Source organism: Streptococcus atopicus (genome assembly GCF_049166725.1).
GTDB lineage: Bacteria > Bacillota > Bacilli > Lactobacillales > Streptococcaceae > Streptococcus > Streptococcus hominis.
Genome location: NZ_JBMHFC010000003.1, coordinates 120,052 through 132,396, shown reverse-complemented (window position 1 = coordinate 132,396; position 12,345 = coordinate 120,052). Strand labels below are relative to the sequence as shown.

The window sequence follows — 12,345 nt, the reverse complement described above, 5'->3', positions numbered from 1 at the left end:
AAATAAAACAAAGTCAAACAATATTTTACAAAAATCAAAAAAATATTGTTTTTAATTTTTCAAAATGAATAAATTGTTGTATAATATATTTGAGGAATAAAATTATATAAAACTAGAAAGGAGACAAAATGAAAGAAGGACGGCATAGAGTGATTCTCCAAGAATTGGATCAGCAAGGAGTGGTTTCTGTCAAGAAATTAAAAGAGTTACTAGATGTAACAGATATGACGATACGTCGTGATTTGATTGACTTGGAAAAGCAAGGTTTGTTGACTCGTGTTCATGGAGGAGCTCACAAAAAAGTAAAAAATGGCTTGAATGAAGCCTCCCATACTGAAAAAACGATGTTAAATATTGAAGAAAAACGAACAATTGCTCAAAAATGTGCCAATTTGATTTTTTCTGGTGATACAGTTTTTATCGGTTCGGGAACAACGACGGATTTTATCGGAGATTATTTGGCTGATAAAAGTGTGAGTATTGTGACAAATTCGCTTCCTATTTTTGAAAAATTAAAAGATAATCCCAATTGTGATATTATCCTGATTGGCGGTCGTTATCGGGTGAAGACACAAACGTTTGTCGGACAATTTGCTAATAAATTATTGAAAGAAATCAAAGTTTCTAAAGCATTTATTGGTGTCAATGGAATTGACGGTCATAATGTCACAACTGCCAATGAAGAAGAAGGAAATGGCAATGCCATTATCTTGAACAATGCGATTGAAAAGTACATTGTGGCAGATAATAGCAAATTTGACAGCTATTCTTTCTATTGTTTCTATCAGTTGGATGATTTGGATGCAGTAATCACGGATGATCATATCTCACCAAAGGTCAAGGAAAAGTATAAATCATATACAAATGTTTTATAGTTAATATTTTAATCACCTGTTCATAGAGGAGCAGGTGATTTTTGTTTTGTATCTTTCTTGCGGTATTGACACATCCTATTAAAAAACAGGCCATGTCCATATTAGACTGAGCCTGATTTTCTGAGTATTGAGTTTTTAGTCGTGGTATTCACCGCGAGCCCATTTAGCATTTTCTTCATCGAAAATATGGTCATTTTTAGCGATTTCAGGGCTAACTTCAATGCTATTATCGATTTTTTCAATCAATTGTTTGTTGGCTTCTGTTGGTTCGTACTCTGTTTCAAGAAAGACATCAACGATATTATGAATAAGATTTTGACCAAGAATACGTCCACCAAAAGCGATGATATTTGCATTGAGTTCTTTCTTTGCATAGCGTGCGGTTAGAACGTCACCAACAAGAGCTACACGAGTACCGGGAACTTTGTCAGCAGAAGCAGAAATACCGACTCCTGTACCGCAAAGGGCAATTCCAAGATCAGCTTTTCCTGAAACAACATTTTCTGCAATCAGACGACCAAAGATTGGGTAATGAGTCCGATGAAAGTCATAGGTTCCGACATCAATGACTTCATGACCGAGGTCTTTTAAATGTTCAGAAATTTTCATTTTTGTATCTGTTACGATATGGTCACAGCCGAGAGCGATTTTCATAATTTTTCCTCCTACCCTTTAACATAATTTATTAAGCATATCAATGCGAACTTGGTGACGCCCAGCATCATAGTCAGCTTTTAAATAAGCTTCTGCACAGGCATTTGCCAATTCTTCACCGAGAATAGCTGTACCGAGAGTGATAATGCGTGTAGAATTGTGGCGAATGGTCATCATGGCAGAATGCTCATCTGAAACAGCAGCACAAATGATCCCACGGTGTTTATTCGCAACCATATAAGAACCAACTGCAAAACGGTCAAACAAAATACCACGGGCAGTATCATCTTTTCGTAATTCTTCAACAAGAGCGTCTGTCGAGTCGACAAAATCAGCAGCACCTTCTTGTTCGTTGAGATCTTTAATGTCATAACCAAGTTGGAGTAAATGAGTTTTTACTTTATTTTTTAACTCAAAACCATCACGGTCTGTACCTAGTATAACTTTCATTGTTATACCTCCTTTTTTTATTTCACAACAACATCATAACATCTCACACAAATATTGTCAAACAAAAAATAACATAAAAAAACAAAATAAACTATTGACACCGTTTACATATAATGATATACTTTGTTTATAAACAAAATAAAACAAAATAGAAGGGGGAATATGATGGAACTTTATCAGTTATTTGATAAAGATTTAGTCTTTTGTCTGCAAGCCGACAGTCAGGAAGACCTTTTTAATCAAGTTGCTGACCTTCTTGAAGATAGACACATTGTAACGTCTTCTTATAAGAATGCCTTAATTGAACGAGAGAAGTCCTTTCCTACGGGGCTGGACATGGAATTTTTAGGGAAAGATTTGCCGAATGTAGCAATTCCGCATACGGATATTGTTCATAATTTAGCAGAAAAAGTGGTTGTAGTCCGCTTGGATCAGCCGGTGACTTTTCATAATATGATTGTTCCGTCAAATGAAGTACAAGTATCGCTTTTGTTCTTCATTATCAATAATTCTAATGCCAGTCAAACGAATATCTTGGCTCAATTGATGGACTTCTTTACTGCTGACGGCAACCTAGAGTCCTTATCCAAGTTGGATGAGGAAGATAAACTATTTCATTATATATCGGAAACAATAAATCATTAAAAATAAAAATGGAGGATTTTACAATGATTAAAATTTTAGCAGCCTGTGGAGCAGGGGTAAACTCAAGCCACCAAATCAAAAATGCTCTTGAAGAAGAACTTTCAAATCGCGGCTATGATGTCCAATGCGATGCGGTAATGGTCAAAGATGTGAATGAAGACTTGATAAAAGGTTATGATATTTTCACCCCAATAGCAGCAACGGATTTGGGATTTGAACCGGGGATTCCTGTTATTGAAGCAGGACCAATTTTATTCCGTATTCCAGCCATGAGTGCACCAGTATATGACAATATTGAAGCAGCTATTAAGGAACATGGACTTAGTTAAAGTAATTCATTAGAAAAAATGAAAAATTGAAACGCTAGATAAAAACAATTTTTATCTACTGAAATAGTTATTTCACTTTTCGTTCACTATCTTTCAAAAAATAAAATCGGGAGGATTTTTTATGAATGTCATTATTGACTTAGCCAATCGCTTCTTTAAACCCATTTTAGATATGGGGGCACCAATTATCATGTTGATAGTCTTAACGGTGCTTGCTTTATGCTTTGGAGTGAAGTTTTCCAAAGCTTTAGAAGGCGGTATTAAACTTGCCATAGCTCTTACGGGGATTGGTGCTATTATCGGTATGTTAAATGGCGCTTTCTCGGCTTCACTTGCGAAATTCGTTGAAAACACAGGAATTCAACTTAATATTACAGACGTTGGTTGGGCACCATTGGCGACGATTACATGGGGTTCTGCTTGGACGCTTTACTTCTTACTCATTATGCTCATCGTTAATGTCGTGATGTTAATTACGAAAAAAACGGATACCTTAGATGTTGATATTTTTGATATTTGGCATTTATCAATTACAGGTCTATTGATTAAGTGGTATGCGGATAATAATGGTGTTAGCCAAGGTGTGTCGCTCTTTGTAGCAACGCTTGCAGTCGTACTTGTCGGAGTAATGAAAATTATTAACTCTGACTTAATGAAACCAACATTTGATGACTTGCTTAATGCGCCTAGCTCCTCGCCAATGACCTCTACTCACATGAACTACATGATGAATCCAGTTATCATGGTTTTGGATAAGATTTTTGATAAATTCTTCCCTTGGTTGGATAAATATGACTTTGACGCTGCAAAATTGAATAAGAAAATTGGTTTCTGGGGCTCTAAATTCTTTATTGGATTTATCCTTGGGATTGTGATAGGGATTATGGGAACGCCACATCCAGTATCTGGCATTGCCGAAGCAGCAAAATGGTCACTTGTTATCAAAGGTTGGTTGTCTCTTGGTTTGACAGCTGGTGTCTGCTTGGAATTGTTCTCACTTATTGGTTCTTGGTTCATCGCGGCAGTAGAACCTCTTTCACAAGGAATTACAAATGTTGCAACAAAACGTCTTCAAGGACGTAAATTCAATATTGGACTTGACTGGCCATTTATCGCAGGTCGTGCAGAAATCTGGGCATGTGCCAATGTTTTAGCACCAATTATGCTAGTAGAAGCTGTCCTTCTTTCTAAAGTCGGAAATGGTATTTTGCCACTTGCTGGGATTATTGCAATGGGGGTTACTCCAGCGCTTCTGGTTGTTACACGTGGTAAACTCATTCGGATGATTGTATTTGGAACTCTATTGCTTCCGCTCTTCCTTCTATCTGGAACCCTTATTGCGCCATTTGTTACGGACTTAGCGAAAGGCGTAGATGCATTTCCTAAAGGGGTAGCTAGCACACAATTGATTACCCACTCTACTCTTGAAGGTCCAATTGAAAAATTACTTGGTTGGACAATCGGAAATGCTACAACAGGCGATATCAAGGCTATCTTTGGTGTTATTGTCTTTCTAGTGTTCTATGTTGGTATCTTTGCTTGGTATAGAAAACAAATGATTAAGCGAAATGAAGAATACGCTGCAAATGCAAAATAGAAGAATAAGATAACAATAAGCTGGGCTATTCCTTTTGAAATAGTCTGGCTTTTGATTGAAAAAAAGAAAGGAAGAAACATGATTCATTTAGTTTGTCCAAATCCAGCTTTGGATCGGACAGTTTTACTTAGTCATTTTAAAGAAGATGTGGTCAACAGACCAAATCAAGTGCATGAGAATGCTGGCGGAAAGAGTTTTAATGTTGCTTATGTCTTAAACCGCGAGAAAGGTGAAGAGCAAGGAAATTTTTGCATTCATACAATGTTAGGTGGCAAAATGGGCGAATATATTCAGCAATTAAATGAAGAAGATGGTATTCCGCTTGTTGTGACAGAGGTTGATAAAAATACGCGTACTTGTACAATTATGATTGATACAGAATTAGGAAAGACCTATCTTGTGTATGAAGCTGGATTTGAGCTGAATAAGGATTTATTAGAACAATTCACCACAAATCTTATAAAGCACATTCAACCTAGCGATAGCGTTGTGTTTTCTGGCTCTTTGATGAAAGGGATGCCAGATGATTATATTGCACAAATTGGTTGTCTTTTGCCAGAAGATGTGAATTTAGTAGTAGACACAAGCGGTGCCGCACTAAAAGCAGCTTTTTCAGCGCAGCCTGATATTGTAAAAATTAATGATGAAGAATTGGCAGAATTAACAGGATGTCCAGTTGAAACCGCAGAAGAAGTAGCGAAACTTCTCAAAGAATATGATGAAATCCCCTATTTCATTGTGACAATGGGAGGAAAAGGAGTCGTAGCACGCCTGCAGGATGATATTTTCCAACTGACGTTTCCAGCAATTCATGTCAAAAATCCTATTGCATCAGGCGACTTTTTCCTTGGAAGTCTCTGCCATGCTTTAGAAAGTAGGGGGAGAGTTGATAGAGAAACTGTCATTCGTGCCTGTGCTTATGCAACAGCTAACTGCCTGCAATGGACTCCAAAAGTAGACCTAGCCGATGTAAAACGAATTGTAGACGAAATTAAACTAACGACTTTGTAATTTCTTTCTACAGTTTATATGATATTTTTTGAATGTATTGACTTAGAAAATCCCCTCTTTATATAATAAAATAGATTATTTTATTATAAGGAGGTCGTATGACTTTATCAGGACTTATTGTTTTAGCGGTATTTGTATTTCGGTTGGTATTTCTAAAAATATCGATGAAGAATGAGAAAGCGATATTGGCAAATGGTGGGCGCGAATATGGCGTGCAAAATACCAAGTATATCACTATTCTTCACATTTTATTTTACCTTTCTTGCTTTGCTGAAGCTACGATACGTCAGGTTCGGTTTGACGCGCTTAGTGCTATAGGATTTGGACTGTTGCTATTTTCAATGTTTATGCTCTATGTTGTGACACAGCTCTTAGGTGAAATTTGGACTGTAAAATTAATGCTGGTTAAGAATCATAAATTTGTTGATCACTGGCTTTTCCGCTATGTGAAACATCCCAATTATTTCTTGAACATCGTTCCAGAGTTGATTGGTTTAGCATTACTTTGTCATGCACTAATTTCATTTTGTATTCTATTTCCTCTATATGCGGTAGTTTTGTATAATCGCATCAAGGAAGAAGAGAAATTACTCAAAGAAGTCATTATCCCAAATGGTATTGCACAGAAGTAAGCTATTTTTTAAAGTATAGAATGAAAGATTTTAAATTTATACAAATTATCCATTTTATATAAATTTTTAAAAAATAAAGTAAGAAAGGGTTTACAAAAGTTTGAAAATGTGTTAAACTCTATTCATAAAGTTAAATAAAACATGGATTGTAACTAAGAAATTAGGCGAGACCATAAATGACCCAAGTAAAAAATCTTGGTTTGTTTATGGTTTTTTTATGTTTTACAAAAAGATTGTTAGAAAGGAGGACACAAATGTTTCGAATTGTCCAGCCACTAAATAATAATGTTGCGGTGGTCAAAAATGAAAGTGGTGAACAGGCTGTTGTCATGGGGCTCGGTATCATTTTTAAAAAGAAAAAAGGGGATTTGTTGGCAGAAGAACGAGTAGAAAAAGTCTTTCAACTGAAAAGTGAAGAATCGCGCGAAAACTTTTCTGCTTTGTTAAAAGATGTTCCCTTGGACTTTATCACGACTAGTTATGAAATTATTGATTATGGTATTCAACAGTTCCAATTTCCAGTTCAAGAGTACATCTATGTAACTTTGACAGATCATATTTATTGTAGTTATCAAGCGCTGCAAAGAAATACTTATAAAAGTAATCACTTGCCGGATATGTCGGAGCAATATCCGACGGAGTACAAAATTGCTGAGCATGCTTTGGTGATTTTAAAAGAAAAAACGGACATGGTTATGGCGCTGGAAATAGCGATATAGAAAAGGCGATTGAGATTGGAAAACGAGCTACAGCACATGGTATGCGGCTACTAGTGGACTTTCATTATTCAGATTTTTGGGTTGATCCAGGACGTCAAGTTCCACCAAAAGATTGGACAAATATGAATGTGTCTGAAAAATCAGAGGCTTTATATCAATACACCAAAGCTAGCCTTGAAAAAATAAAAGCAGCTGGTGTAAATGTAGGAATGGTTCAAGTTGGTAATGAAACAACGAGTAGTGGGATAGCAGGTGAAGCAGGAGAGGAACGCTATCAGTTGTTTGCAGCAGGCGCCAAAGCAGTGCGAGAAGTGGATGCAACTATATTGATTGCTTTTCATTTTACCAATCCAGATAAAACGGAAACGATACTGAATTACGCAAAAGGTTTATCAGATCACCATATTGATTATGATGTGTTTGCTACTAGTTATTATAGTTTTTGGCATGGTAATTTAGATAATCTGACTTCAGTTTTAAAGACAGTGACCGAAAAGTATGGGAAAAAGACACTTGTAGCAGAGACTTCTTATGCCTATACATTAGAAGATGGAGATGGTCAACAAAATGTTATCCGAACACAAAATCAAATGCTGGTAGGTGGCTATCCTGCCTCTATTCAAGGGCAATCGCATGCCTTACGAGATGTCATTGATGCAGCCAATAAAGCAAGTGCATTAGGCATCTTTTATTGGGAACCAGCTTGGACACCGGTTAGTTCCAAAGGAAAAGAAGTAAATACACCTATTTGGGAAAAATACGGTTCGGGCTGGGCTTCTAGTGCCGTCATTGGGTATGATCCAAATGTTAATCAGGAAAATTACGGTGGCTCTGAATGGGATAATCAAGCATTGTTTGATTTTACAGGAAAAGCTTTGCCATCACTTGCGACATTTAAATATGTTTATACTGGGTTGAATACAAATCTAAAATATGATAAGAATGAAGAAGCAGAGCTGCAAGAGAGTTTGTTATCAAATTCTAGCTTTGAGGAAGAAGATCTTTCAGATTATACTTTTAACGATTTTATCAAGCGTAGACAAGACACGCCTAAAACAGGCAAGTATGCCATGAATTTCTACAATGGCACAAGCGATTATACAACTGGCGTTGAAAGAAAGATAACACTTCCAGCAGGAACTTATCAATTTTCTGCCCAAATTCAAGGTGGTGATACGAATGGCTCTGAAGATATTTATGCTTTTGCTCGTGCTGAGGCAGTAAATGTTCAAAGTGAAAAAATCAAACTAGCTGGTTGGTCAAATTGGCAGACAGCGAAATTGAGCTTTACATTAACAAAAGAGACCGAGGTGACACTGGGAGTATTTGTGAAAGCAAATAAAGGTTCATGGGGAACAATTGACGATTTGCTTTTAACCAAAGAAGGAGTAGATAAGACAAAGTTGGGAACCACTCTTTCTTCGGCAAAAGAAAAATTAGCGGAAACTATGCATTATACAAAGGATTCACTTGCGAACTTAAAAGAACAAGTAGAAGAAGCACAAGCTATTTTACAAAAAGATGATGCGACACAAGAAGAGATTGATGCAGAATGTGAAGCATTACAGACTGCTATTCAAGCCCTTGTACCACTAGAAAATCAATCTTCATCTAATGTTCAGCATGAAGATAGCAAAAAAACAAAGGAAAATTCTAATAGCAAAGAACAAAAAGGAGAAAACTCCCATGCTGGGTTGACAGATTCTGATTCGTCTAATAAAAATGGGAAGTTTTCTCAAACGAATAGGAACAAGGAAACTTTGCCTACTACAAGTGACAAAAAATTAACTAAAACCAAAGAATTATTACCAAGTACAGGGACTAGCATGTCATATTTAGCTGGTATCGGTGTTGTTTTTCTGAGTGTCTTTATTGCTGTCATTTCTAAGAAAAATAACCAATAAATCATTGAAAAAAGTAGAAAGACCTCCCGCTTTCTACTTTTTCTTGTCTGCAATATATTCTAATTTTTGTTGTCGTGTTTTTCTTTTAAAGAGGGCTTCGGCTGACATGGCAGAAGGTTTGTCGGGAAATTCTTCTTGATACAAAAGAGTAACGGGTAATCGTGTACGCGTGTATTTGGCGCCTTTTCCAGTATTATGCGTATAAAGTCGTTTTTTAACATCAGTCGTGTACCCTGTGTAGAGAGAGCCGTCGGCACATTCCAGAACATACATATAGGCTTTAGTTTCCATAGTAAATCTCATGAATTTCTGGAGTGTAGCTGCCATCTTCATTATGAATGAAAAGCGGTGGCAGGATTTTTAGCCCGTCACGGGAACCATCTTTGATAGCTTCAATGAGGAGCATATTGGCTTTTCGATTTGTCTTTGGGTAAACAAATTGAATGCGTTTTGGTGCTAAATTGTGAGCAGTCATAGTGTCAACAATATCAAGGAATCGTTCGGGACGATGAACTATTGCTAAGCGTCCGTTGGATTTCAAGACCCGTTGGGAAATTTGACAGATTTCTTCCAGATTGGTCGCAATTTCATGCCGTGCAAGTAGATAATGTCGGCTTGCATTGAGATTAGAATGTTCATCCACTTTAAAATAAGGCGGATTGCATAAAATCATGTCCACTTTACTACCGTCGATATAGTGGGTGAGATATTTCAAATCATCCTGAATGACCTGCATTTGGTGGGTTAAGCCATTTAGCTCAATAGAGCGCTCTGCCATATCTGCCAGTCTCTCTTGAATTTCAACTGCTATGATTTGAGCCTTGGTTCGGGTGCTTGCAAAAAGCCCAACGGCACCATTTCCAGCACAAAGATCCACGATAAGACCACGCTTAGGTAAATTTGGAAAGCGAGAGAGGAGCACGCTATCTACTGAGTAGCTAAAGACCTCTCGATTTTGAATAATTTTGACGTCAGTAGAAAAGAGCTGATTGATTCGCTCACCGTCTTTTAAAAGAATTTCTGCCATATATCCTTATTATATCATGATGTAGAGGAAAAGAAGTAACAAAAATAAGCAGTAAGACAAAAATGTACGGTTTTTCTTACTGCCTGTAGGTATTATTCTTAAGATTTATAAACTTTGCTCCCGTTTGTTCTGTATGTGTGTCACGACAATAAAAGTAATTGTAAAGAGAATCATCAGAATAATGTAGACAGGGAAGCTATTGCTGGTTAGAGTAGCGATTTCAATGTATTTTTGTAGAAGAATGGCTGTTCCAAAGAAGCCAATGAGTGACCAGAGGATCAGCAGAATCCGCCAGAGATTAAGTGGCAGGCAGGCACGAACAACAGATAGAAAGCCGATAGAGCCTAATAAATAATAAAGTAAAGTTGAGATTTCCACCTGTGACCAGCCATGCAGTCCACCAAAAATATTGACAAATAAAACGCTAAAGACGACCATTAGCCCGCTAGGTAGCGCCTTGAAAATTGCTTTTTTAAGGAAATCTTGTTCAATAGGTTTGATATTTCGCTCAAAGGTGAGGACAAAGGGCGGCAAACCTTCAACAAATTGGTCAATCAAGGTGATTTGAATGGGGATAAATGGAAAGACTAAGAGCCATTCTGCTCGTCCCAACAGAATACTAGAAATACAAATGATTGTCAAAATGAACGAATAGGTTGTTTTAATGAGGAAAATCGGTGCAATGCGGGCGATGTTATTAACGACGCGGCGTCCTTCAAAGAGAATTTCAGGGACATCGTTAAAGTCAGAATTGAGCAAAACGAGATTGGCAACTTGTCGTGTTGCAGGATCCCCTTCAGCCATGGCAATGGAACAGTCTGCTTCCCGTAAGGCTAGAATATCATTGACTCCGTCACCGGTCATAGCTGTGGTATGCCCTGCTTTTTTCAGGGTTTGAATGATAAGTTTCTTTTGATGAGGAGAAACGCGGCCAAAAATAGCAGTCGTTTCTATCAGATCAATCAACTCTTGATCCGTTACTTTTGAGCAATCAACATAACTTTGGTAGTTTGAAAAACCTGCCTTTGCAGCAATGTTTGATACAGTAATTGGATTGTCACCTGATATGATTTTTAAGCCAACTTCTTGTGAGCGTAAGTATTCCAAAGTATCAGCTGCTCCGTCACGAATCGGATCTGTGATTTCTAAAATGGCAATGGGTTGAATGCTACTTGGTAAGTGAATGTGTTTATGGTCAATGCGTTCAGGACTAATGGCTAAAGCGAGTACACGCGAACCACGCTGTTGGGCTGCTTGGGCAACCTCAATCTCTTTGTTAAAGAGCATTTCAGGCGCACCGAGAAAGACAGTACCTAAGTCCGACATTTCCATAGCTCCCCATTTACGGTCACTAGAAAATGGAATAGTGTTACTCGTTTGGTAATTAGAAGGACTTGTAAATTGTTTACGGATTGCTTGAGCAGTCGGATTGTTGTCGTCACTTGCAGCGATATAAGCGCTAAGAATTTCAGAGATTGCTTGTTCTGATAAATCTTCTGTGAGCGGGCTGACTGTTTCGACGTGCATTTTTCCTTGTGTAATGGTGCCTGTCTTATCAAGACAGAGCATATCAACACGAGCCAACGTTTCAACGGAGTACATTTCCTGTACGAGGACTTTTCGCAAGCCCAGCTTGATGACTGCTGTTAAAAGCGAGGTAATTGTTAAAAGTGCAATTCCTTTTGGCAACATTCCCAGAAGAGCTGTCGAAGTATTGACAACCGAATCTTTGACAGGCAAGTGTTTTACCAAAAGTGCTTCTAGAAAGAGTGCAATTCCAAAAGGAATAATGATTTTCCCTGTGAAACCTGCAATTCTGTCCATGGATTTCATGATGCGAGAATTGATTGGTTTAACGGTTTTAGCCTCTAGCATGAGCTTAGAGGCATAATTGTCAGCTCCGACATGAGTAATTTCAGCTATTACATGACCACTGACAAGAAAACTTCCTGAGAGCAGTTGATCCCCAATCTCCTTTTGGACGAGGTCACTTTCTCCTGTCAGCATAGCTTCGTTTACTTCTGCAAAACCGTCTAAAACAGTTGCATCGCTTGGAATTTGCTCACCTGCGTTCAAACGAATCACATCACCTAGAACCAATTCTTCTGGATTAATAGATGTGGTTTGCCCATTACGGATAACACTAATCTTTTCTTTATTTAAGAGACTGAGCTTATCAACCATGTGCTTGGCGCGCAATTCGGTGACAATTCCAGAAAAAGCATTAAAGCAGATAACAGCGAAGAAAACTAAGTTGCTCCATGCTTGAACAGAAACGAGAGCGACAGCGATTGCAAAATTTAACGCATTAAATAGCGTAAAAACATTACGCTTGATGATTTGCCAAGTGCTGATACTTGTATTGACTGTAAAATCATTGGTGAGTCCTTGTGAAATTTTTTCTTGGACTTGCTGGTGGGTTAATCCCGTAAATTCTTTCATGTTCATGAGGATAATCATACCATTTTTTTAGTAAAATTTCTAATAGAATCCATTCAGCTG

Annotated in this window: 11 protein-coding genes and 2 pseudogenes; 8 read left to right on the top strand and 5 right to left on the bottom strand. The window is 37.6% G+C overall.

The genetic code is table 11. The features are described 5' to 3' along the window. Nucleotides 1-128: 128 nt before the first annotated feature. A complete protein-coding gene (locus ACOMA9_RS03180; RefSeq protein WP_003023761.1) occupies nt 129-875 on the top strand; it encodes a DeoR/GlpR family DNA-binding transcription regulator in 747 nt (248 codons plus the stop codon). 135 nt (nt 876-1,010) lie between these two features. Here the strand turns inward: ACOMA9_RS03180 and lacB are convergent, their stop codons facing one another. Both lacB and lacA read right to left on the bottom strand, forming a co-directional pair. After that, nucleotides 1,011-1,529 (bottom strand): galactose-6-phosphate isomerase subunit LacB, encoded by a 519-nt coding sequence (gene lacB, locus ACOMA9_RS03175; protein ID WP_003030053.1) that lies wholly within the window; start codon nt 1,527-1,529, stop codon nt 1,011-1,013. A gap of 18 nt (nt 1,530-1,547) precedes the next feature. Beyond that, the gene (gene lacA / locus ACOMA9_RS03170) at nt 1,548-1,979 is read right to left on the bottom strand and encodes a galactose-6-phosphate isomerase subunit LacA (protein ID WP_059220965.1); all 432 of its coding nucleotides are present in this window, start codon (nt 1,977-1,979) and stop codon (nt 1,548-1,550) included. Between the two features lie 165 nt (nt 1,980-2,144). Here lacA and ACOMA9_RS03165 point away from each other — a divergent pair, with 165 nt between their 5' ends. The 7 genes and pseudogenes from ACOMA9_RS03165 to ACOMA9_RS03135 all read left to right on the top strand — a co-directional run. Next, entirely contained in the window at nt 2,145-2,624 is a 480-nt protein-coding gene (locus ACOMA9_RS03165; RefSeq protein WP_022525046.1) for a PTS sugar transporter subunit IIA, read from the top strand. 23 nt (nt 2,625-2,647) lie between these two features. Further along, the gene (locus tag ACOMA9_RS03160; RefSeq protein ID WP_003023769.1) at nt 2,648-2,953 is read left to right on the top strand and encodes a PTS sugar transporter subunit IIB; all 306 of its coding nucleotides are present in this window, start codon (nt 2,648-2,650) and stop codon (nt 2,951-2,953) included. A gap of 121 nt (nt 2,954-3,074) precedes the next feature. Further along, complete coding sequence (locus ACOMA9_RS03155) at nt 3,075-4,550, top strand: PTS galactitol transporter subunit IIC (protein ID WP_037613001.1); 1,476 nt, start codon at nt 3,075-3,077, stop codon at nt 4,548-4,550. A 78-nt stretch (nt 4,551-4,628) separates the two neighbouring features. Then, entirely contained in the window at nt 4,629-5,561 is a 933-nt protein-coding gene (locus ACOMA9_RS03150) for a 1-phosphofructokinase family hexose kinase (RefSeq protein ID WP_151380245.1), read from the top strand. Between the two features lie 98 nt (nt 5,562-5,659). After that, the gene (locus tag ACOMA9_RS03145; RefSeq protein WP_003041174.1) at nt 5,660-6,193 is read left to right on the top strand and encodes an isoprenylcysteine carboxyl methyltransferase family protein; all 534 of its coding nucleotides are present in this window, start codon (nt 5,660-5,662) and stop codon (nt 6,191-6,193) included. 254 nt (nt 6,194-6,447) lie between these two features. Continuing rightward, nucleotides 6,448-6,885, top strand: a pseudogene (locus tag ACOMA9_RS03140) (CAT RNA binding domain-containing protein); the annotation flags it as partial. Next, a pseudogene (locus tag ACOMA9_RS03135) lies at nt 6,876-8,816 on the top strand (glycosyl hydrolase 53 family protein); the annotation flags it as partial. The pseudogenes ACOMA9_RS03140 and ACOMA9_RS03135, both read left to right, overlap by 10 nt. A gap of 33 nt (nt 8,817-8,849) precedes the next feature. On the opposite strand, the gene ACOMA9_RS03130 reads toward ACOMA9_RS03135, so the two are convergent. From ACOMA9_RS03130 to ACOMA9_RS03120, 3 genes are all read right to left on the bottom strand, one after another. Next, nucleotides 8,850-9,107: a GIY-YIG nuclease family protein gene (locus tag ACOMA9_RS03130; RefSeq protein WP_003030037.1), complete on the bottom strand. Its 258-nt coding sequence runs from the start codon at nt 9,105-9,107 to the stop codon at nt 8,850-8,852. Beyond that, nucleotides 9,097-9,843 carry a tRNA1(Val) (adenine(37)-N6)-methyltransferase gene (locus ACOMA9_RS03125; RefSeq protein WP_330944927.1) on the bottom strand — a complete coding sequence of 249 codons (747 nt, stop codon included), beginning with the start codon at nt 9,841-9,843 and terminating at the stop codon, nt 9,097-9,099. Before ACOMA9_RS03125 ends, ACOMA9_RS03130 begins: the two co-directional genes overlap by 11 nt. A 105-nt stretch (nt 9,844-9,948) precedes the next feature. After that, complete coding sequence (locus tag ACOMA9_RS03120) at nt 9,949-12,303, bottom strand: cation-translocating P-type ATPase (RefSeq protein ID WP_330944926.1); 2,355 nt, start codon at nt 12,301-12,303, stop codon at nt 9,949-9,951. Between the last annotated feature and the right edge of the window lie 42 nt (nt 12,304-12,345).